A 22,317-nucleotide genomic window follows, 5' to 3' on the forward strand; every position below is an offset into this window, starting at 1 on the left:
GCTCAGAACGCGCCGACGTCGAACGCGTCGAGCAGCCCTTCGCCCTGGCCCGGTTCGCGCGTGCGCGACTGGGTCAGCGTGTCGATCTCCACCTCGCCATAGGCCGCGAGGTGACGGATGAAGAACGCCCAGTTGCGGTACGGCACGAAGATATAGCCGACGCCGAAGGTGACCACCGTCAGTCCCAAATTGCCGAGGTACAGCTTCACCCAGTCCATCGTCGACGCCTCGAACCCGAACTCCAGCTTGCCCAGCGACGTCGCGCCGATCGCTTCGCGGAAGAAGGCGGCGTAGAAGGCCATGGCGATCAGGCCCAGCACGCCGAAGAACAGCACGTAGAAGCCGACGACGGCCAAGACCACCGTCGCGATCACGCCCGCCGTCGGCGGCGTACCGGGCTTCATCCCGGCAAACGCCCCTGCAAACAGGAAGCCCAGGATGCCGGCCGCCACGACGATGAGGATCGGCGCGACGTAGAACAGCAGGAACCGCTTGAACACCGGCTGCCAGCGCGCCTCGCTGCGGAAGGGCAGCGAGCCGAAGCTCATCGCATTCCACCGCTGGTTCCACAGCCTGGCCATCGCCCAGGGCGTCATCAGATAGATGGTCAGGAACGACAGCAATGTCCGCCAGAAATAGCTCCAGCCATAGGCGACGCCCTGGTCGTCGCTGCCGCCGCGGATGCCATGCCACAGCGTGCGGCTGAGGCGGTAGCGCAGCGCCCGGAACCGCGCGACGCCGAACAGGTAGAGGATCGCGAGATACAGCAGCCCCACCATCAGCCCCGCCGCACCTTGATGCCCGCGCATCATCACGCCCTGCAGGACGAGGTTGATGATGCCGAGCGGCAGGACGAACAGGACGAAGGCGAGCAGATAGCCGACGAACAGCTCCAGCCCCGTGCCCGTCCATTCCAGCCGGTCGTCGATGAACTGCGTCCGGCTCCATAGATACCGCCGCGTCCGCGTCCGCGCCCAGAAGACGTAGACGCCCAGGGTGACGATCGTCAGCAGCAGGTTGGTGAAGGCGATCGGCGCATAATCCTGCCACCGCCCGGTGAAGCGGAACGCCCGCGTCGCTGCCTGTTCGTCACTCATGTCCGTCCCCCTCGCGGGGCAGTGGAGCCGAGCGCCGGGGACGGGTCAACGACAATCTGGGCCATGGACAGGGCAATCCCCCCGCCGGCGAGCCGTCCGCACGGCTAGCCGGCGCCTAAGCCCCTCACCACGCTCGCCTTCGTCGCCCGGATCATGATCCAGCATTTTTTGCCACTGAAGCGGGACGACGGCTCGGGTCCCGGGTCCCGCTTCCTCGCCCCCAAGAGAAGAAGCGGGATCTCGGCTCAAGGCCGGGATGACGGGCGCGCTGGCAAAAACGGACCGCCACCCCAAACCCCCTCCGTCACCCCGGACGTGATCCGGGGTCCCGCTTCTGCACCACGGCCGCTCAGATCAAGACCGAACCAGCATCACCCCGCAAACTTCTCCACCGCCGCCTGAAACGCCGCGGGCTGGTCGAGCATCACGAAATGCGCCGCATCGCCGATCCCCACGAACCGCACGTTCGGCGCGCCCGCATAGGCCGCGGTGTACAGCGCCTTCGCCTGCGTCTCGCTCGGTCCCGACGCCGCCCAGGGATAGACGAGCGTGATCGGCGTCGCGATCTGCGGCATCGCGGGACGCAGGTCGGTGGTCATGTCCTCGTACATCGCCTGTGCCGAAACGCGCGGATCGGCTGCCATCGCCCAGGCCGTCACCTTGGCACGCGCTTCCGGGCGCAGCGCCAGCCGGTCGGCGATCGCGGTCGCGGTCGCGGCATCGGCGGGCTTGCCATAGCTCGCCGCCTGCATGTCGCGCATCGCCTTCGCGCGCGGTTCGATCATCGCGACGGTCGCGGTCGGCGCGAACAGCGTGCCGATGAACGGCAGCGAATCGACGATCATCAGCTTGCCCGCATCGCCCGGATGCGCCTTCGCCAGCATCAGCGCGGCGAGCCCGCCCATCGAATGGCCAGCCACCGCAGCGCCTGCGATCTTTTCCTTGGCGATCAGCGCGTGCAGGTCCGCGACCACGCCGTCCAGCACCCCCGGCGACAAATTCGCCCCCGGCGCATCGCCACCGAAGCCGTTGACCTGCACCACATAGACGCGATGGGTCTTCACAAGGCCCGGCACCACGCCGTCCCACACCGTGCGCGGGGATGACAGGCCGGGGATCAGGATCACTGGGCTGCCCTTGCCGGTCGCCACGACCGAGATATGCGGCATCCGCGTTTCGGCCGCCGGCGTCGCGGCATGGCTCGGCGCCGGCTGCAGGACGACGCCCAGCGTCAGGGCGGAGGCGGCAAGGCGCATACCGAGAAACCGGATCATGTTACTTCTCCTTGGACGGACTGACGAAGACGTCTTCGATGGCAAGCTCGAACAGTTCGGCGATGCGGAAGGCGAGGGGGAGCGAGGGATCGTAGCGCCCCGTTTCGATCGCATTGACGCTCTGCCGGCTGACCTCGAGCTGTTCGGCGAGATGCTGCTGACTCCACCCCCGCGTCGCCCGCAGCGCGCGCAGGTGGTTGTTCATGCGCCGTCCCCGGCAAGGCGGTCGCGCAGCCCCATCGCGCACTGCCACAGGCCGAAACAGCCGCACCAGACGGGGAAGGTCAGGAAGGTCGGGAAGTGCCCGACCGCGCCGCCATTCTCCAGAAACCCCCAGACGGTGGTGATGACCAGCATGACGCCGAGCCCGCCCAGCATCGCCGTGGCCAGCCGCGTGCGGATGAACTCGTCGCGCTCCTCGATCAGATAGGCGCCCATCACTAGGATCGCCGCCACGATCGGCAGCGCCGGCGCTACGGACAGAAGCGCGAGCAGCGCCCCCTGCGGCTTCTGATCACGGATCATGGCCGTGCAGGCGAACAGCACCAGCACGTACATCGTCATCGCTGGAAAGAAGCGGCGCAGATAGCGGCGCTGCGCGGGGTTCAGCTTTTCGCTGCGTCGAATCGAGAACATCACGGCCTCCTTCGTATGTGAAGGAGGCTTTACATGGAAAGCTCGCTTTACGTCAAGCACGCTTTACATCAGATAACGAACTCCACCGATCGGCGCTGCGCCTCGTCGGCGCGCTTGGCGACGATTTCGGCGTGGAGCGCGCTGATCGTGCGGCTGCCGGTGGTGGTGAACAGGAACGGGAAGACGCCATGCGCTAGCGCGCCGAGCCCGCCCGCGATCATCCGCAGGCCGAACCGCGTCGCGACGCCCAGATGCTGCGTATAGCTTTCGCCGACCGAGGCGGGGTGGTGGGTAAAGGGGTTCATCGGACACCTCCTGCCCCGGATGCTATCCTCTCGCGCGCAGGCTTTCCAGCATCTCGGCGGCGAGCAGGCTCAACGTGTCGTCTCTCGCGCCCATCACGACGATTCGATCGCCCGGCCGCGCTTCGGCGACCAGCAGCGCCGCCGCCTCCGCCCGGTTAGCGACATGGCGCGCATCGCGGCCGGCGGCGGTCAGGTCCGCCACGATGTCGGCGCTCGTCACCTCGCGGTTCACCGTGCCGCCATGATAGACCGGATCGGGCAGGACGAGCAGGTCGTCGGGCCGCAGCCGCTGCGTCAGGCTCTCGACCAGCTCGCGCCGCATCACCTTCAGCGGGCCATAGCCGTGGGGCTGGAACAGGATGCGCAGGCGCCCGGGAAAGGCGTGCAGCGTATCGAGCGTCGCGGCGATTTTGTCGGGGTTGTGCCCGAAATCGTCGATCACCGCGACCCCGCCCGCCGCGCCGACGAAGTCGAACCGGCGCCTGAGGCCGGTAAAGCCGCCGATCGCCTCCACCGCCTGCTCCGGCGGAATGCCGGCCGCAACGACGGCGGCGATCGCCGCGAGCGCGTTGGCGACATTGTGCCGGCCGGGCACGGCGAGTTGCACCCGCAACCGCGTCTCACCCTCACCCTTCCGCGCCTCCGGCGCTCCCTCCCTCTTCCATCGGGAGAGGGAAGAGGGCGCGAAGCGCCCGAAGGGTGAGGGTGTGGCGATCACGAGATCGAACCCAATCGCAAACGGCTCCGGCACCAAATTTTCGGCGCGAAGATCCGCCTCCGCCTCCACCGCAACCCGAACCACATTCGCCATCCCGGCGACCAGCGCCGCCGTTTCCGCATCCCCGACATTGGCGATGACGACCTCCGCCTTGCCCGCAAAGTCTGCGAACAGCCGCCGCAATTCGTCCAGCGCCTTGTGATCCAGGCTGACGTTGTTCAGCACCGCAACCCGCGGCACGTAGCGCGCGATCGATCCGTCGCTTTCGTCCACCTCGCTGACGAAGGCGTCGCCCCCCTCCTTTCTATTGGCCCCCACCAGCGCGCTCGCGAACGGCGCATCCGGTGCCGCGAAGTTCTTCATCACCGCGCCGTTCATCACCGTGGGGTCGCGCCCCATCGCGTGCAGGATCCAGCCGATCATGCCCGTCACGGTCGATTTGCCGCTGGTGCCGGCGATGCCGATCGGCAGGTCGCTCGCGTTGAACAGGGCGCTCAGCAGCTCGGCGCGGCTCATCCGCGCGCAGCCCAGCCGCGTGGCGGCGACAATATCCGCCACCGTGTCCTCGACCGCGGCGGAGGCGACGACGATCTGTTCCCCCGATACGATGCCGCTGCCGTCCTGCGGATGCAGGCGGATGCCGCGCGCGATCAGGCTGTCGAACTTGGCGGGCACGCGCCCCTGGTCCAGCCCGCGATCCGATCCTTCGACGATCGCGCCGCGTCCGGCCAGGATCGTCGCCAGCGGCAGCATGCCGGATCCGCCGATGCCGACCAGAAAGAAGCGCTGACCCTGTACCGTCTCGGAAATGTTGCCGTTCGCCATCGGCCCGCGCTATCGCCGGGCATCGGCAGGCACAAGGCTCTGTCGGCGAGCGGGGATACGCGCATGCGGATTGGAGTGGTGGCGCCGGCGAGCATCGGCAACAAGGATGCCGAGGCGCCGTTCATCGCCTTCACCGCTTTGGCCTATCCCGAGGTCGACCTGATCGTTCACCCGCAATGCTGGGAGACGGACGGCCATTTCGCGGGCAGCGACCGCCGCCGCGCCGACGCCTTCCTCGAATTCGCCAACGATCCCGGCTTCGACGCGATCTGGTTCCTGCGCGGCGGTTATGGTTCGAACCGCATCCTGCCGCTGGTCATGCCGCAGCTGGGGCCGGCGGCGCGGCACAAGACGTATCTCGGCTATTCCGACATGGGTTTCCTGCTCGGCGCGCTCTATGCCCGGCGGATCGGCCGGCCGGTCCATGGTCCGATGGCGAGCGACATCCGCCGTACGCACGGCGACCAGACGATCGCGCGCTCGCTCGGCTGGCTGGCGCGCGGCGACCGGCAGGGGCTGGAGCCGGGGCTCGACGGGCGTCCGGCGGCGGCGTTCAACCTGTCGATCCTCGGCGCGCTGATCGGCACGCCCTATCTGCCCGACCTCACCGACCACGTCCTCATCATCGAGGAAGTGTCGGAACCCATGTACAATATCGACCGGCTGCTGTTCCACATGGGCCATGCGACGCAGCTGAAGGGCATCGCCGGCGTCCGCCTCGGCAGCGTCACCGCGGTGACCCCGAACGAGCCGCAGTGGAACGAGGACATCGAATACATGGTCCGCCGCTGGTGCGGTGACCTCGGCGTGCCCTATTTGGGGAGGGCCGACGTCGGCCACACCCAGACCAACCGCGTGGTGCCGTTCGGGATCGTGTGAGGCGCGACGGTAGCCACCTCCACTCTGTCACCCCGGACTCGTTCCGGGGTCCACTCCGCGGCGAGGGGGGAGGCCAGAGGCTCTAGCCCCGCCCCCGCGGCCCGGTGGACCCCGGACCAAGTCCGGGGTGACGAAAAGAGGCCCTGTCCTACACGCCCCGTTTATGCCTAAGCTCCCCGCGATGGCCCATGTCGCGCCTCCGCCCATCACGCCGGCACCGCCGCGTTGGGACAGCACGGGTGGCCCTTCCGACCATAACCTATCGTCCACTTCGTCCACTTCCAGCGCGCCGAACGGCCGCCGCGCCCCCGAATCGCCCCCGCGACTCGCCTTGCGTCCTTCGCTCCCCCGCGTGCATAAGCCGCGCTCTCAATACCCAAGGAAGCCTTGAACCCATGTCTGTCATGTTCCGTATCACGCTGCCCGACGGTTCCGTCCGCGAGGTTGCGCCGGGGACTACCCCCGCGGACGTGGCCGCCGCCATCGGTCCGGGTCTCGCCAAGGCGGCGCTCGCCGCGCGCATCGACGGGCAGGTGCGCGATCTCAATCGCCCCTTCGACGGCGACACGCAGCTCGCACTGGTGACCGCGAAGGACGAAGCCGACGCGCTCGAACTCGTGCGCCACGACCTCGCGCACGTGATGGCCGAGGCGGTGCAGCATCTGTTCCCGGGCACGCAGATCACCTTCGGTCCCGCGACCGACGACGGTTTCTATTACGACTTCGCGCCCAAGGACCGCCCCTTTACCGAGGACGACCTGCCCGCGATCGAGGCCGAAATGCGCCGCATCATCGCGAAGAACGAACCGTTCACGCGCGAAGTGTGGAGCCGCGAACAGCTGATCGAGACCTGGACGAAGCAGGGCGAGACCTTCAAGGCCGAATGGGCCGCCGAACTGCCTGAGGGCGAGGAACTGACGATCTACCGTCAGGGCGAATGGCTCGACATGTGCCGCGGGCCGCACATGGTCTCGACCGGCAAGCTTGATCCCAACGCCTTCAAGCTGACGCGCGTGTCGGGCGCCTATTGGCGCGGCGATCAGAAGAACGCGATGCTCAGCCGCATCTACGGCACCGGCTGGCTCAACAAGAAGCAGCTCGACCAGCACCTCTTCATGCTGGAAGAGGCCGCCAAGCGCGACCATCGCAAGATCGGTGCGGAGATGGACCTGTTCCACCTCCAGTCGGAGGCGCAAGGCTCGGTGTTCTGGCACCCCAAGGGCTTCGTCCTGTGGCGGCAGATGGAAGCGTATATGCGCCGCCGTCTCGACGCCGCCGACTATGCCGAGGTGAAGACGCCGCAGCTGATGGACGCGCGCCAGTGGGAACAGTCGGGCCACTGGGGCAAGTATCGCGAAAATATGTTCGTGGTGCCGGACGAGATTCCGAACACCGAGGACGAGGGCGCAATCCTGTCGGGCGATGCCGACCTGATGGCTTTGAAGCCGATGAATTGCCCCGCGCACGTTCTGATCTTCAAACAGGGGATCAAATCGTACCGCGACCTGCCGATCCGCATGGCCGAATTCGGTTGCTGCCACCGCAACGAGCCGCACGGCGCCCTCCACGGCATCATGCGCGTCCGCCAGTTTACGCAGGACGACGCACATATCTTCGTGCGCGAGGACCAGCTGGTCGAGGAGGTCCGCAAGTTCTGCGAGCTGCTCCACTCGGTCTATCAGGACCTCGGCTTCACCGATTATGCGGTGAAGCTGGCGCTGCGCCCCGAAAAGCGCTTCGGCTCTGACGAAATGTGGGACCAGTCCGAACAGGAACTGCGCGACGCGGTGCAGGCGTCGAACCTCCCTGAGGACATCAAGGCGAAGTTCGAGGAACTGCCGGGCGAGGGCGCCTTCTACGCGCCCAAGCTCGAATTCCATCTGACCGACGCGATCGGCCGGACGTGGCAGGTCGGCACCATCCAGTCCGACCGCGTGCTGCCCGACCGGCTCGATGCGAGCTATGTGGGGGAGGACGGCAACCGTCACCGTCCGATCATGCTCCATCGCGCGATCCTCGGCACGTTCGAACGCTTCATCGGCATCCTGATCGAACACCACGCCGGCCGCTTCCCACTCTGGCTGTCGCCGGTGCAGGCGGTCGTCGCGACGATCGTCTCGGATGCGGATGATTATGCCGAGGACGTCGCGGCGCGCTTGCGCAAGGCGGGCCTGCGCGTCGAAACCGATCTCCGCAACGAGAAGATCAACTACAAGGTCCGCGAACACTCCGTCGCCAAGGTCCCGGTCCTGCTCGTCGTCGGCAAGCGCGAAGCGGAAGAAGGCAAGGTCGCCATCCGCCGTCTCGGCAGCCAGGCCCAGCAGATCGTGACCATCGACGAAGCGCTCGCTATGCTCCGCGACGAGGCACTGGCGCCGGACATGCGCGGCTGAAGGAGACGGCGCGTCTTTCAAAAGGCGCGCCGATCCCTTATATACGTTGGCAAACCACCACAGGAGCAATACCCATACGTCCTCCCATGATGCGCCGGCCGAACCAGGCGCCGCCGATGAACGGTCCTCGTTTCAACGAATGGATCCAGAGCCCCAAGGTCCGCGTCATCGACCATGAGGGTGAGAATCTTGGCGTGATGTACACGCGCGAGGCGATGGCGCAGGCGCAGGAAGTCGGCCTGGATCTGGTCGAGGTGTCGCCGAACGCCGATCCGCCCGTCGCCAAGTTCCTCGACGTCGGCAAGTTTAAGTACGAGGCGCAGAAGAAGGCGAACCTCGCGAGGAAGTCGCAGAAGACGCAGGAGATCAAGGAGATCAAGATGCGTCCGAACATCGACGACCACGATTACGATACCAAGATGAAGAAGGTCGCCGAATTCATCGAGGATGGCGACAAGGTGAAGGTCACCATGCGCTTCCGCGGTCGCGAGCTCAGCCACGGGCAGCTTGGCATGAACGTGCTGCAGCGCGTTGCGGAGCAGGTGCAGGAGATCGCCAAGGTCGAAGCCTATCCGCGCATGGAAGGCCGTCAGATGCTCATGGTGCTCGCGCCGAAATAAGCATCCGGCCGGATCGGCGCTTTCCGTAGCGTCATCTGAAATCGGTCTTTTTTGAACACCGGGTCCGGCAACGGGCCCGGTGTTGCGTATGGGAGACACTGCATTCGAAAAGCATGACGCCATTATGAAAATAGTGGACGCTCACGCCTGCGACCACCTAGCCTCAAAAGAAAACCCGATATTCGAAAACAATCGAAATCGATCTGGAGAGGAAGCCCATGCGCCTTACCGCGTACCTGCTGTCGGCAGCGACGATCGCCATCGCCTCGCCCGCGATGGCCCAGAACAACAGCCCCGAACCCTCGAGCGCGGCGACGCAGACGACGACGCCCACCGCCGCCGGGTCGGTGACGCAGGACGACCAGATGGGGGCGGACATCGTCGTCACCGCGCAGGGCCGCGCGCAGGCGCTGGCCGACGTGCCGGTCGCGATCTCGGCCGTCTCGGCCGAAACGCTGCAGAATTCGGGCGCCAGCGACATCCGTCAGCTCAACCAGCTCGCGCCGTCGCTGCTGGTCTCGTCGACCGGATCGGAAGCTAACGGCTCGGCGCGTATTCGAGGAATCGGTACGGTCGGCGACAACCCCGGTCTCGAAAGCTCCGTCGCGGTATTCATCGACGGCGTCTATCGCTCGCGCTCCGGCATCGGCCTCACCGAACTCGGTGAAATCGACCGGGTCGAGGTGCTGCGCGGCCCGCAGGGCACGCTCGGCGGCCGCAACTCGTCGGCGGGCCTGATCAGCATCGTCAGCAAGGCGCCGTCCTTCTCGGGCTTCAGCGGCGGCGCGGAAGCGACCTACGGCAACTACAATTTCTACCGCTTCGCCGGGAATCTCAACCTGCCGCTGAGCGAAACGATCGCGGCGCGTGTCGACGGCGTCTATGTAAAGCGCGACGGCTTCTACCGCGATTACACCAACAACACCGACGTCAATAACCGCGATCGCTACTTCCTGCGCGGCCAGCTATTGTTCGAACCGAGCAGCGACGTCACCTTCCGCCTGATCGGCGACTATACGCATCGCGACGAAAAGTGCTGCGCGGCGACCTATGTCGATCGTTCGGTCAACGAAGCCGTCGGCAACCTGAACGATCCGGTCGCTTCGGTGAACGCGGGTCTCGCCGCGGGCAGCAACGGCAACAACATCGTCAACGTCATCCGCGACCTCGGCCAGCCGCTGAACTACGTCAACGCCGCCGGCTATAGCCGCGACGTGTCGGTCAGCCCCGGCCGCAGCTTCGCCGGCATCACCAAGGATTGGGGCGTGTCCGGTCAGCTCGACTGGAATATCGGCGGCACCAAGCTGACCTCGATCACCGCCTATCGCGATTACGATTCGAGCCAGGGGTCGGACACCGACTATAGCCGCGTCGACATCCTGTATCGCGCCGCCAACGGCAATTCGGCGCGTCGCTTCCGCACCTTCACGCAGGAACTCCGCCTGAACGGCTCGCTGTTCAACGACAAGCTCGACTGGCTGGTCGGCGGCTTCTTCGCGAACGAAGACCTCCGCGTCCTCGATAACCTCCGCTTCGGCAGCCAGTACGGCCGCTTCGCGACCTGCCGCCTGGTGTCGGGCAGCGCGCTCGCGCAATTCTATGCGCCGGGCAATGCGGGCTGCTTGAGCGCGACGGGCCGTGCGGTCCTCAGCGGCGTGGTGCCGGGCGTCGCCTCGCCCTTCGGCGCGGCAGGTCCGACGATCGTCGGCGCGATCGATACGCTGGATGCGATCAACGACAAGGGCGCGACGCGCGACGTCTACAATCAGAACAGCCGCAACTGGGCGCTGTTCACGCATAACATCTTCCACGTCACCCGCACCGTCGATCTGACGCTGGGCTTGCGCTACACCAACGAACGCAAGCGCTTCGACGCGACCTTCACCAACGACAACGTCGGCTGCGTCGCTAACCAGCGCGCGCTGCTGCCCTTCCTGTCGAACGCTGGCCTTGCCGCCACCGCGGGCGGCATCATCGGCCTGTCGTGCCAGGGCAATTCGACCGCAGAGCTCAACGGCGTGTCGATCAACAGCGTCCGCAAGGAAGACCAGTTCACCGGCACGGCGGTGCTGTCGTGGAAGCCGATCGACGACCTGCTCGTCTACGGCAGCTATTCGCGCGGCTACAAGGCGGGTGGCTTCAACCTCGACCGTTCGGCGCTGAAGTCGCCGATCCTGCCCTTCTCGGCCTCGGGCGGTGCGCAGGCGCTGGTCAATGCGCTGCAATTCGCGCCGGAAACGGTCAATGCCTATGAAATCGGCGCCAAATACGCGACCGGACCGTTCACGCTGACCGCCGCGGCGTTCTTGCAGGACTTCAAGAACTTCCAGCTCAACACGTTCAACGGCACCGTCTTCCTGGTCCAGAACATCAACGGCTGCTCGTCGAACCTCAACGGCGGCGATCGCGACCAGAGCAAGTTCGCCGCGGCCGGCAATTACAATGCCGCAGCGGCGACCACCGGTGCCTGCCCGTCGGGCGACGTGGGCTGGGGCGTCCGGTCGAAGGGCGTCGAGCTGGAGGCCTCGCTGGTCCCGGCGCGCGACTTCCGCGTGACCTTGGGCCTGACGCTGACCGACACCAGCTATCGCGACCAGCTGGTCGGCACCGACGCGGGCGCACCGCTCGATCAGGCGCTGCGCAAGCTGCCGGGCAATCGCATGTCCAACTCGGCGGACGTGGTGACGACCGCGTCGGCGGCGTGGACGCCGCAGCTCGGCGGTGGTTATTCGGCGCTGTTCTACGTCGATACGCGCATGACCAGCGACTATAACACCGGGTCGGATCTGTTCCCGCAGAAGGTGCAGGACGGCTATGCGATCGTGAACGCCCGCATCGGCCTGCGTACGCCGGACGAGAAGTTCAGCCTGGAATTCTGGGCGCAGAATTTGACCAACGTGAATTACGCGCAGGTCGCGTTCAACTCGCCGTTCCAGGAAGGCGCCGCGACCGCGGCGTTCCAGGATCCGCAATATCCGGGCGGCCGCCAGCTGTTCTCGCAATATCTCGCCGAACCGCGCACCTATGGTGCGACGATCCGCGCGCGCTTCTGACCTCAAGCCAGGCAACGACCCCTGGGCCGGCCGCAGCGATGCGCGCCGGCCCGTTTCTTTTGCGGCACGGCTGACCCGGCCGCAGGCTCGTCGTACCGCAAGCGTTTTGACGGGGGGTAGGGAACCGGCACCCGCTATCGCCGATTGGAGCGATGAAGGGGACGATCGCTGATCTTCGAATCGATGCTGGTCAAATTCGCGCTGATCGGCCTGCTCGGCATCGGCGCGCAGTGGATCGCGTGGCGGACGGGCAAGCCCGCCATCGCGCTGATGCTGATCGCCGGCGTGCTGGCAGGCCCGGTGACGGGATTGATCGATCCGCAACGCGATTTCGGCGCGCTGCAACAGCCGATCATCAAGCTCGCCGTGGCGGTGATCCTGTTCGAAGGGGGATTGAGCCTCAACTTCCGCGATCTGCGCCACGCCGGCCCGGCCGTGCTGCGGCTCGTGGTCATCGGCGTGCCGGTCGGGCTGGTGCTCGGCACCGCCGCGGCCTTCTACGGTGCGGGACTGCCGCTCGGCATATCGGCGCTTTTCGGCGGCATCCTCGTCGTCACCGGCCCCACGGTAATCGGACCGATGCTGCGATCCCTGCGCGTCCCCGCACGGGTGCGCGACACGCTGAAATGGGAAGGCATCGTCAACGATCCGATCGGCGCGCTGCTCGCCGTCGCGATCTATGCCTATATCACCTATATCGGCCCGGACCGCAGCGCGATCGCGATCGGGCTGGACGTCGCCGCGGCGACGCTGATCGCGGGCGCGATCGGCGTCGGTCTGGGCTTCGGCCTCACCACCGCGTTCCGCCGCGCCTATATCCCCGAATATCTCAAGGCGCCGACCGTCCTCGTCGCGGTGATCGCCGGCTTCGTCGCGGCAGACCTGATCAAGCACGAAACCGGCCTCATCACCGTCACGCTGATGGGCGTCGTCATGGGCAATCGCCAGACCCAGTCGACCGCCGCGCTCAAGCATTTCAAGGAAGACCTCGCCGTCCTGCTGATTTCGGGCGTCTTCGTCATCCTGTCCGCGACGCTGCAATGGGAGGTGGTGGAGCGCTTCCAGGCGCGATTCCTCATTTTCCTCTTCCTGCTGCTGTTTGTCGTGCGGCCGTTGACCGTCATCGCCAGCCTCGCCTTTTCGAAGATGCCGTGGCGCGAGCGGCTGTTCGTCGCGTGGATCGCGCCGCGCGGCGTCGTCGCGATCGCGGTCACCAGCCTGTTCGCGCTGCGGCTCGAGGATTTCGGCATGAAGGATGCCGACGCGCTGGTGCCGTTGGTGTTCGGTGTCGTCGTCGCGACGATCTTCGCGCACGGCTTCTCCGCGGGCTGGGTCGCGCGGCGGCTGGGGATCGACAAGGGGAAGGGCGAGGGCGTGCTGCTGGTCGGCGCCAACGCCTTCACCACCGCATTGGGCGGCGCGTTGCAGAAGATGGGGCTGACGGTGATGATCGCCGACACCGCCAAGTTCGCGCTCCGTGCCGCGCGCAAACAGTCGCTCGACGTCCATCAGGGCGACATCCTGGACGAGGTGACGCAGGACACGCTCGACATGCAGCAGTTCCAGCATGTGATTGCCGCGACTGACAACGATTCCTACAACAGCCTCGTCTGCGCAGACCTCGGCCCCGAAGTCGGGCAGGACAAATTGACACAGACGGGCGTCGACGAAACGCGCCTCAGCCGCCGCCGTGCGCGCATGTTGCTGGAAGGCGGCGAGACGGTGGACGAATTGCAGGTGCGCGTCGCCGCCGGCTGGGCGTTCGGCCGGACGCGGATCACCAGCGTCTTCCCCTACGAAGCCTATCGCGCACGCCTCGCCCCCGAGGCGGAGCCGGTCGCGGTGATGAAGCCCGACCGCCGCCTGCTGCTCTTTTCGACGACGCAGCGTCCGGTGGTGGAGCCGGGCGACACGATGCTCACCTTCGCCCCGCCCGAACCGGTGTGACGAAACCACTCATCATCCCGTGATCCCACACAATCCACCGTCACCCCGGATCACGTCCGGGGTGCCGGCGAAAGGGCCCTAAGCCGTCACGTCCTCCGTCTCGCCCGCCGCCGCGGTGCGCAGCCGCCGTTCCAAAGTCTTCAGACGCGCCGGCTGGGTGATGCGGTCGCCCGTCAGATCAGTGACGTAGAACGTGTCGACCGCCCGCTCGCCATAGGTCGCGACATGCGCCGAATGCAGCGTCACCTTCGACTGGAACAGCGCATGCGCCAGCTGGTTCAGCAGCGCCGGCCGGTCGCGGGCGTTCACTTCGATCACCGTAAAGCGGTTCGACGCATGATTGTCGATCAACACGTTCGGCACGATTTCGAACGCATCAGCCCGTGTCCGCGCCGCAGGTTTGGCGACCAGCCGGTCGGCGAGCTTGCCGCGATTGGCCAGCGCATCCTCGATCGCCATCGTCAGCCGCGTCAGCTGGCTGGCGTCGTCGAACGGGCGGCCGAACGGGTCCTGCACGAGGAAATTGTCGATCGCCATGCCGTCGCGCGTCGTATGGATGCGCGCGTCGATGATGTTGCCGCCCGCGACATGGATCGCGCCGGCGATGCGATAGAACAGCCCTGGATGGTCGGCGGCATAGATCGTCACCAATGTCGCGCCGCGCGTCGCATAGACCTGCGCGTCGATGGAGAGCTGCGCGTCCCCGGCGGCATCGATGAAGCGCGCGTTATGGGCCAGCACGTCGTCCGGCTCGGCGATCCAATAGGCCTCGGGAAAGCGACGGACGAAGGCGGCGAAGCGCGCGTCGTCCCACCCCAGTGTCGCCTGCAGCGTTTCCTGCCGCGTGGCGATCCGCTCGGCGCGCCCGCGCTGCTTGTGGCCCAGGCGCAGCACCTCTTCCGCCGCCTCAAACAGATCGGCGAGCAGCTGCCGCTTCCAGCCGTTCCACGTGCCCGGCCCCACCGCGCGAATGTCGACGATGGTCAGCACCAGCAGCAGGCGCAGGCGTTCGGGGCTTTGCACCACCTCGCAGAAATCGAGGATCGTCTTGAAATCGCTCAGGTCGCGCTTGAACGCGGTCGCCGACATCAGCAGGTGCCAGCGGACCAGCCACGCCACCGTCTCCGTCTCGGCGGGTGACAGGCCGAAGCGCGGGCACAGCCGCTCGGCCACCTCCGCGCCCAGAATCGAATGGTCGCCGCCGCGCCCCTTGGCGATGTCGTGCAGCAGCACCGCGACATAGAGGACGCGGCGCGAAATGATGTGCTTGATGATCGCGGAGGACAGCGGATGGTCCTCCTTCAGCTCGCCCTTGTCGATCCGGCTCAGCAGCCCGATCGCGCGGATCGTATGCTCGTCAACCGTATAATGGTGGTACATATCGAACTGCATCTGCGCGACGACACGACCGAAATCGGGCACGAAGCGGCCGAACACGCCCGCCTCGTTCATCCAGCGCAGCACGAGTTCGGGATCGCGCGGCGACGTCAACACATCGAGGAAGAAGGCGTTGGCGCGCGCATCGCGGCGGTGCCCGTCGATCAGCTTGGCATCGCGCTTGGCGGCGCGCATCGCGAGCGGGTGAATTTCGACGCCGTGCAGGTCGGCGAGCTGGAAGATCTCGATCAGCCGCACCGGGTCTTCGGCGAAATAGTCGTCGCGGGGCAGCGCGAGGCGTCCGCGATCGAGGACGAAGCCGTGCAGCTTGCCCGGACGGCGCCGGATGGTCGGCAGGCCGAACCGGCGCCCACGCGCCGCGAACCGCTCGTCCAGATGCGCCAGGAACACACCGGTCAGGTCGCCGACGGTGCGCGCCTGCAGGAAGTAATATTGCATGAACCGCTCGACCGCGGGTTTGCCCGGCCGGTCGGAAAAGCGCATCCGCGCCGCCACTTCGCGTTGCACGTCGAAGGTCAGGCGATCCTCCGCGCGGCGGGTGATACTGTGCAGGTGGCAGCGCACGGCCTGCAGGAAATTGTCGGCGCGGTGGAAGAGCTTATATTCTTCCGGCGTCAGCAGGCCGACGCCGACGAGATCGGCGCCACGCTGCACGTCGTAGATATATTTGCCGATCCAGAAGAGCGCATGCAGATCGCGCAGGCCACCCTTGCCCTCCTTGACGTTGGGTTCGACGACGTAGCGCGTGTCGCCCATCTTGCGGTGGCGCGCGTCGCGTTCGGCGAGCTTGTCGGCGATGAATTCACGCTCGGTGCCGTGCTGCACCTCCGACTTGAAGCGCCGCGCCGCCTCGTCGTACAGCGACTGGTCGCCGATAACGTAGCGCGCCTCGAGCAACGCGGTGCGGATCGTCACGTCGGCCTTCGCCTGGCGCACCATCTCGTCGAGCGAGCGGCTGGAATGGCCGATCTTCAGCCCCAGGTCCCACAGCGCATACAGCATCGATTCGATGACCTGCTCGGCCCAGGGCGTCTGCTTGCCCGGCGTCAGGAAGCCGATATCGACATCCGAATAGGGCGCCATCTCGGCACGGCCATAGCCGCCGACCGCGATCAGCGTCATCCGCTCGCCCGCGGTGGGGTTGGCGAGCGGATGCAGCCGCTGCGTCGCGAGATCGTAGAGCAGACTCAGCAGCTGGTCGGTCAGATACGCCTGCGCGTTCGATGCCTCCAGCCCGCGCGAGGGATGCGCGGCGAGACGGCGCTGGATTTCGGTGCGCCCGTCGGCGAGCGCGGCCTTGAGCAATTGCGTCGCCTGCGCGCGCAACGGCGCATCGGCGGCATCGATCGCCGCGATCCGCTCGGCAAGAGCGCGCCGATCGATGATCGCGCGGCGATTGGGGATGTGGTCGAAACGGCCCTGCATGGCGGCGGTCATAGCGGAGACAGGGTTAACGCGACATGGGCTTGGTGGGGTGGCCGCGGTCGCCTGTCCCGGTCGTCTCGCGCCGGCGACGTCCGCATTTTTCGCTGTCCTACACGACCCGATTGTGCCTACCCTCCCATCGCTCTTTGATACCGTGAAGCCGGCTTTTGCGCGTGCCAACGGACGGGAGGGCATTCCGACGATAACGTACCGTCCACTTCGTCCACTTCCGCGGTTCATCGGGGCCTCAGGGCGTCGAAGCGAGCCCGCGAATCGGTGGGTGGTGGATGCGCGACGCGGCCACAAATCCCCCGTCACCCCGGACTGGTTCCGGGGTCCACCGGGCCGCGAGGGGATGGCCGGAGGCTCGAACCACCCCCTCGCCGCAGAGTGGTCCCCGGGACCAGTCCGGGGTGACGCGTGGGGGTGAAAGGCCTGGGACAAGCCACCAGCGGTACAGTAAAGCGCCGCGCATGATCGCCGCTGTGTCCCGCCGTCCCGCGCTAACCGCCCTCCTGCTCGGCGCCGTCGCCGCCACCGGCTTTGCGCCGTTGCAATTGTGGCCGCTGACGCTCCTCGGCCTCGCGGGCCTCGCCGCGCTGGTGCAGGCCGCGCCCACCGGTCGCCGCGCCGCGTGGATCGGCTGGTGCTGGGGCGTCGGACATTTCACGATCAACAACAATTGGTTCCAGCACGCCTTCGACTTCCAGGACAAGATGCCGCCGGTGCTCGGCTATTTCGCGGCGGTCGGGCTTGCGCTGTATCTGGCGGTGTTTCCGATGCTGGCGTCGCTGGTCGGCTGGCGCTTACGGGGGCGCGGCGGCGTGGATGCGGCCTTCGCCTTTGTCTTCGCCGCGGCATGGATCGGCAGCGAATATCTGCGCGCCACGCTGTTCACCGGCTACGCCTGGGACCCGATCGGCGTGATCTGGGTGCCCGTCATCGGCATCGCGCGGCTGTCGGCGTGGATCGGCACCTATGCGCTGTCCGGCGTGACCGTGCTGTTCGCGGTAGCGCTGCTGATGGCGGTGCGGCGGCACTGGCGGTTGGCGGCGGGCCTTGCGGTGGTGCTGGCCGGCGCCGCACTATCCGCGCTGTGGACCCATGCGCCCCCGGCAGCACCGGATGCACCGATCCTGCGTGTCGTGCAGCCCAATATCGGCAACGACGTGCGCGGCGAGAATGCGGGCGAATATGCTTTGGCGACGTTGCTGCGCGGTACGCGTCACGCCGCCGGTGCGCCCCGGCTGGTACTGTGGCCCGAAGGGCTGCTGCGCGACCTGTTGGAAAGCGGCTATCCCTATTGGATCTATGGCGATCGGCCGTCGTCGTGGACGCGCCGCCGGATCGCCGCCGCGCTGCGCCCGGGCGACATCCTGATGACCAGCGCCGACACCTTGTCCTTCGACGCGCGCGGCGAGGTGTCCGGCGCCGCCAATTCCGTGCTCGCGATCGATGCCGTCGGCCGGATCGTCGGCCGCTACGACAAGGCGCATCTCGTCCCCTATGGCGAATATCTGCCGATGCCGTGGCTGCTGCGCCCGCTCGGCCTTGCCCGGCTGGTGCCCGGCGACATGGACTTCACGCCTGGCCCCGGCCCGCGGACGCTGAGCCTGCCCGGCTTCGGCGCGATCGGCGTGCAGGTCTGTTACGAAACGATCTTCTCGGGCGAGTTGATCGAGCCGGGCCACCGCCCGCGGTTGCTGTTCAATCCTTCGAACGATGCCTGGTTCGGCAGCTGGGGATCGCCGCAATTCCTGGCGCAGACCCGCATGCGCGCGATCGAGGAGGGGCTGCCGATCGTCCGCGCGACGCCTACGGGGATCAGCGCGGTCATCGCCGCCGATGGGCGTCTCGTCGCGACGATCCCGCATGAGCGGGCAGGGGTGTTGGAGGTGCGGATGCCGCCCGCGTTGCCGCCCACGCTGTTCAGCCGGCTGGGCAATTGGGCGGCGCTGATCGTCGCGCTCGCCTTCCTGGTGGCGGCAATTGCCAACCGCCGTTCAGCGCGGTAAGGACGACATATAAAGGTATCTTTATATCGTTATGAGGCAATGATGCGCGGCAATTACATCTTCACGTCGGAATCGGTTTCGGAAGGTCATCCGGACAAGGTCGCGGATCAGATCAGCGACACGATCGTCGATCTGTTCCTGTCGAAGGACCCGGAAGCGCGCATCGCCTGCGAAACACTGACCACGACCAATCTCGTCGTGCTGGCCGGCGAAATCCGCTGCAAGGGCGTGTATGAGAACAACGCCTGGGCCGACGGCGCGCTCGCCGAGATCGAGGCGGCGGTCCGCGCGACGGTGAAGCGCATCGGCTACGAACAGTCGGGCTTCCACTGGAACGAGTTCACGTTCGAAAACAACCTGCACGGCCAGTCCGCTGAAATCGCGATGGGCGTCGACGAAGGCTCGAACAAGGACGAGGGCGCGGGCGATCAGGGCATCATGTTCGGCTATGCGACCGACGAGACGCCGGGCCTGATGCCGGCGACGCTCTATTACAGCCACAAGATCTTGGAAACGATGGCGGCCGACCGCCATTCGGGCAAGGCGCCGTTCCTGGAGCCGGACGCCAAGAGCCAGGTCACGCTGCAGTATGAAAACGGCGTGCCGGTCCGCGCGACCGCCCTGGTCGTCTCGACGCAGCACAAGGCGGGCTATTGCCTGCAGGGCCAGAACGCCGATCCGGCCAAGTATGAGGAACTGCGCGCCTATGTCACCGGCGTTCTGACCGACGTGCTGCCCGACGGTTTCGTCACCGACGAGACCAAGGTGTACATCAACCCGACCGGCGCGTTCGAAATCGGCGGTCCGGACGGCGACGCAGGCCTGACCGGCCGCAAGATCATCGTCGACACCTACGGCGGCGCCGCGCCGCACGGCGGCGGCGCGTTCAGCGGCAAGGATCCCACCAAGGTCGACCGCTCGGCCGCCTATGTCGCGCGCTATCTCGCCAAGAACGTCGTCGCCGCCGGCCTCGCCAAGCGCTGCACGATCCAGCTGTCGTACGCGATCGGCATCGCCGAGCCGCTGTCGGTCTATGTCGACACCCACGGCACCGGCACGGTCGCCGAGGACAAGCTGGAGGCGGTGCTGCCGCAGCTCGTGCGCCTGACCCCCAAGGGCATCCGCCAGCATCTGAAGCTGAACGCGCCGATCTACGTGAAGTCGGCCGCTTACGGTCACTTCGGCCGCGAACCGGAAGGCGATCTGTTCACCTGGGAAAAGACCGATCTGGTCGACGCGCTGAAGGCCGCCGTCGCCTGACGATCACGCATCCTGAGGTTGCATGACAGCGCCCTTCCCCGTCGTATGATGGGGGAGGGCGTTTCGGTTTGGGGTCAGAGACGCCCTGGGCGTCAGCGGTAGGGATTGTTGAGCTCGGCGATCCAGCCCGCACGGGGCGTGACGCCGACGCCGCGCGGTTTGCGCGCCTCGTCGAGGTCGATCAGCTCGTTAAAGCTCAGTCCGGCGAGCCGGTCGCTGACCCACCGCACCGTCGCGACCAGATCGGGCATCGAACCCATGTGCAGCATGACCGTCGCGCCGGTGGTGAGGTCGTTGTCATGTTCGATACAGGCGCCATGCCGCGACAGATTGCGGACGCGGCGCTCGCGCGATCGACCATCGGCGGTCATCACGATGGCGCGGACAATGACGCTGTTGCGCTTTTCGCGCGTGGGTTCGGGTATCGGTTCCATGGCGTGCGCGGATCGATCTGACAGAGATTAGTCACCGGTTTGTAAACGACCCGATGTGGGGCGGTTGCCCCTCAAATGGGGCTATTTCGGCGCTGTTTCGCGGTCCGGAACTAAGTGGTTGAGCGCGCTATCGATCGCGGCTTCCGCAACCCATCCTACTAGGCCTGCCACGATCGCCTCCGACAGGGGCGAGGGCGACCCAGCGGTATTCGCCGCCGGCTTCGCGGCATGCGTTCGCTGCCGCATCGCCGTACGGACCGCGCTGGCCACGACATGCACCGCGAGCATCCGCGCCCCGCCCCGAATCAGGTCGGGCCGGCGGGTGACCAGCCCGGCGGCGATCGTGCCAACCGATGCCGCGACCAACTGGGGCTGCTGCGCGATATCTCCCAGAAATGCCGGCAGACGTCGCGTGGTGTCGTTTGCCGGTACGATAGCGTGGCTCACCGATTGTCTCCCTGTGGCATTTCGCCACGAACCTGTGCGTGGGCGAGCAGTGCGAAGATGCCGGCGCCGCCGAACAGATTGCCAAGCACGGCCGGCGCGATCAATCCGCCCAGCGTCTGCCACGCCCCGGTCTGACCGGCGAACCATAATAGAAATGCCTCCGCCGACCCGACGATCGAATGGCTGAAGCTGCCGATCGCCAGAACATAGGTGAAGATGCCGATGACCGTCACGCTCTGTTCCCGCGCATTGGGCAGCGCCCAGGCGAGGACGGCGATCAGGAAGCCGGCCGGCACCGCATTGACGAAGGTGCGCCCCGGCGACAGCTCGGTAATCCCCTGTGAGATGGTCAGTGCCGCATCGTGAATCGCCGCATTGCCCATGGCGCCGCTGGCGATTGCGAAGGCGGCGATGGCGGTCCCGCACAAATTGGCGGCGAGCACGATGCCCCACAGGCGCAGCGTTCGCCCCAGCGCCCAACGCGACGGCCGCGTGACTAGCGGGAGCATCGCGGTGATCGTGCTTTCGGTGAACAGCTGCATCCGGCCGAGGATGACGACGATGAACCCGACTGGATAGCCAAGCCCCACGACCAATTCGCGCCAGGGCATGGCGGGCAGGGCTGCATGTAACGCGGCCTCGGCCAGCAGCGACACGGTGATCGCAATGCCCGCCGCCAGCCCGGAAAAGAACAGCGATCGGATCGGGCGGCGCAGTTCCTCCTCACCCTCTTCACGAACGGTGCGGTGCAGATCCTTGGCGTCCGCCGCCTTCAGATCGTCATCGTCGGAGGTGTCTGAAGGGGCGTCCATCGTGACGTGCAACGGTCGGTGGTGGCGCTTGGCTCCCGCGTGTCAGGGCGATTGGGGCGTTTCCCTCTTCCCCCATCTGTTCTAGGGCGCGGCGCCATGAACGATCCCGCCACCATCCGCCGCCTGTACGGCCGCCGTCAGGGCCACAAATTGCGCGTCGGTCAGGCCGCGCTGGTCGAGGAGACGCTCGACGCGCTCAGCGTTCCCGAGACGGGACCGATCGAGGGTAAGGCGCTGTTCGGCGATGACCGGCCGCTGGAACTGGAGATAGGCTTCGGCGCGGGCGAGCATCTGGCGGGGCAGGCGACGATGCGGCCGGAAACGGGTTTCATCGGCTGCGAACCGTTCCTGAACGGCGTGGTCGGCGCACTGGGGCATATCCGCGATGGCGGCCTCACCAACGTGCGGCTGCACATGGGCGATGCGCTCGACGTGGTGGAGCGTCTGCCCGATGCCAGCCTGTCGCGCGTCTATCTGCTCCACCCCGATCCGTGGCGGAAGGCGCGCCATGCCAAGCGCCGCATGGTCAACCATGGCCCGCTCGACGCGATCGCTGCCAAGCTGAAGCCGGGCGCTGAATTCCGGCTGGGCACCGACGATCCGACCTATTGCCGCTGGGCGATGATGGTGATGGACCAGCGCCGCGACTTCGAATGGCAGGCGCGCGAGCCGGCCGACTTCCTGGTCCGTCCCGACGACTGGCCCGAAACCCGCTACGAGCGCAAGGCGCGCCGGCAGGGTCACGAGGTGTGGTACTTCCGCTACGTCCGACGGTAGCC

At 66.7% G+C, this 22,317-nt stretch carries 18 protein-coding genes; 8 read left to right on the plus strand and 10 right to left on the minus strand.

Translation table 11 applies throughout. From position 1 onward, the window contains the following. Positions 1-2: 2 nt before the first annotated feature. The 6 genes from SPHME3_RS0108210 to SPHME3_RS0108235 all read right to left on the minus strand — a co-directional run bounded on the left by SPHME3_RS0108210 (position 3) and on the right by SPHME3_RS0108235 (position 4,855). Positions 3-1,097, minus strand: a complete 1,095-nt coding sequence (locus SPHME3_RS0108210; RefSeq protein WP_017979645.1) for a YjgN family protein — start codon at positions 1,095-1,097, stop codon at positions 3-5. A gap of 371 nt (positions 1,098-1,468) precedes the next feature. Next, entirely contained in the window at positions 1,469-2,371 is a 903-nt protein-coding gene (locus SPHME3_RS0108215) for an alpha/beta fold hydrolase (protein WP_020486564.1), read from the minus strand. Between the two features lies 1 nt (position 2,372). Next, entirely contained in the window at positions 2,373-2,576 is a 204-nt protein-coding gene (locus SPHME3_RS0108220; protein WP_017979643.1) for a helix-turn-helix transcriptional regulator, read from the minus strand. After that, a complete protein-coding gene (locus tag SPHME3_RS0108225) occupies positions 2,573-3,007 on the minus strand; it encodes a hypothetical protein (protein WP_017979642.1) in 435 nt (144 codons plus the stop codon). Before SPHME3_RS0108225 ends, SPHME3_RS0108220 begins: the two co-directional genes overlap by 4 nt. Positions 3,008-3,075: 68 nt before the next feature. Next, a complete protein-coding gene (locus SPHME3_RS0108230; protein WP_017979641.1) occupies positions 3,076-3,312 on the minus strand; it encodes a DUF6356 family protein in 237 nt (78 codons plus the stop codon). Positions 3,313-3,334: 22 nt separating this feature from the next. Next, positions 3,335-4,855, minus strand: coding sequence for a glutamate ligase domain-containing protein (locus SPHME3_RS0108235; protein WP_017979640.1), 1,521 nt, complete (start codon positions 4,853-4,855; stop codon positions 3,335-3,337). A 63-nt stretch (positions 4,856-4,918) separates the two neighbouring features. Between SPHME3_RS0108235 and SPHME3_RS0108240 the strand changes: the two genes are divergently transcribed. From SPHME3_RS0108240 to SPHME3_RS0108260, 5 genes are all read left to right on the plus strand, one after another. Continuing rightward, the gene (locus SPHME3_RS0108240; RefSeq protein WP_024310392.1) at positions 4,919-5,734 is read left to right on the plus strand and encodes an LD-carboxypeptidase; all 816 of its coding nucleotides are present in this window, start codon (positions 4,919-4,921) and stop codon (positions 5,732-5,734) included. Between the two features lie 395 nt (positions 5,735-6,129). Continuing rightward, complete coding sequence (gene thrS / locus SPHME3_RS0108245) at positions 6,130-8,127, plus strand: threonine--tRNA ligase (protein ID WP_024310393.1); 1,998 nt, start codon at positions 6,130-6,132, stop codon at positions 8,125-8,127. Between the two features lie 86 nt (positions 8,128-8,213). Further along, on the plus strand, positions 8,214-8,747 hold the full coding sequence (gene infC / locus SPHME3_RS0108250; RefSeq protein WP_017979637.1) for a translation initiation factor IF-3: 534 nt from the start codon (positions 8,214-8,216) through the stop codon (positions 8,745-8,747). A gap of 218 nt (positions 8,748-8,965) precedes the next feature. After that, positions 8,966-11,800, plus strand: coding sequence for a TonB-dependent receptor (locus tag SPHME3_RS0108255; RefSeq protein WP_017979636.1), 2,835 nt, complete (start codon positions 8,966-8,968; stop codon positions 11,798-11,800). Between the two features lie 183 nt (positions 11,801-11,983). Continuing rightward, positions 11,984-13,747, plus strand: a complete 1,764-nt coding sequence (locus tag SPHME3_RS0108260; protein ID WP_017979635.1) for a cation:proton antiporter — start codon at positions 11,984-11,986, stop codon at positions 13,745-13,747. 78 nt (positions 13,748-13,825) lie between these two features. Here the strand turns inward: SPHME3_RS0108260 and SPHME3_RS0108265 are convergent, their stop codons facing one another. After that, the gene (locus SPHME3_RS0108265) at positions 13,826-16,570 is read right to left on the minus strand and encodes a [protein-PII] uridylyltransferase (RefSeq protein WP_026189068.1); all 2,745 of its coding nucleotides are present in this window, start codon (positions 16,568-16,570) and stop codon (positions 13,826-13,828) included. A gap of 473 nt (positions 16,571-17,043) precedes the next feature. Between SPHME3_RS0108265 and lnt the strand changes: the two genes are divergently transcribed. After that, positions 17,044-18,585, plus strand: coding sequence for an apolipoprotein N-acyltransferase (lnt, locus tag SPHME3_RS0108270; RefSeq protein WP_017979633.1), 1,542 nt, complete (start codon positions 17,044-17,046; stop codon positions 18,583-18,585). A gap of 42 nt (positions 18,586-18,627) precedes the next feature. Beyond that, positions 18,628-19,845, plus strand: coding sequence for a methionine adenosyltransferase (gene metK / locus SPHME3_RS0108275; protein WP_024310397.1), 1,218 nt, complete (start codon positions 18,628-18,630; stop codon positions 19,843-19,845). Positions 19,846-19,937: 92 nt separating this feature from the next. On the opposite strand, the gene SPHME3_RS0108280 is transcribed toward metK, so the two are convergent. From SPHME3_RS0108280 to SPHME3_RS0108290, 3 genes are all read right to left on the minus strand, one after another. Further along, on the minus strand, positions 19,938-20,279 hold the full coding sequence (locus SPHME3_RS0108280; protein WP_017979631.1) for a PilZ domain-containing protein: 342 nt from the start codon (positions 20,277-20,279) through the stop codon (positions 19,938-19,940). An 81-nt stretch (positions 20,280-20,360) separates the two neighbouring features. Then, entirely contained in the window at positions 20,361-20,726 is a 366-nt protein-coding gene (locus tag SPHME3_RS0108285) for a hypothetical protein (protein ID WP_231292042.1), read from the minus strand. Beyond that, entirely contained in the window at positions 20,723-21,538 is an 816-nt protein-coding gene (locus tag SPHME3_RS0108290; protein WP_017979629.1) for a formate/nitrite transporter family protein, read from the minus strand. Before SPHME3_RS0108290 ends, SPHME3_RS0108285 begins: the two co-directional genes overlap by 4 nt. Positions 21,539-21,634: 96 nt before the next feature. Here SPHME3_RS0108290 and trmB point away from each other — a divergent pair, with 96 nt between their 5' ends. Beyond that, positions 21,635-22,315 carry a tRNA (guanine(46)-N(7))-methyltransferase TrmB gene (trmB, locus tag SPHME3_RS0108295; RefSeq protein WP_017979628.1) on the plus strand — a complete coding sequence of 227 codons (681 nt, stop codon included), beginning with the start codon at positions 21,635-21,637 and terminating at the stop codon, positions 22,313-22,315. Positions 22,316-22,317: the final 2 nt, after the last annotated feature.

Origin of the sequence: Sphingomonas melonis DAPP-PG 224 (assembly GCF_000379045.1) — a bacterium.
In the GTDB taxonomy this organism is placed as follows: Bacteria; Pseudomonadota; Alphaproteobacteria; order Sphingomonadales; family Sphingomonadaceae; genus Sphingomonas; species Sphingomonas aquatilis.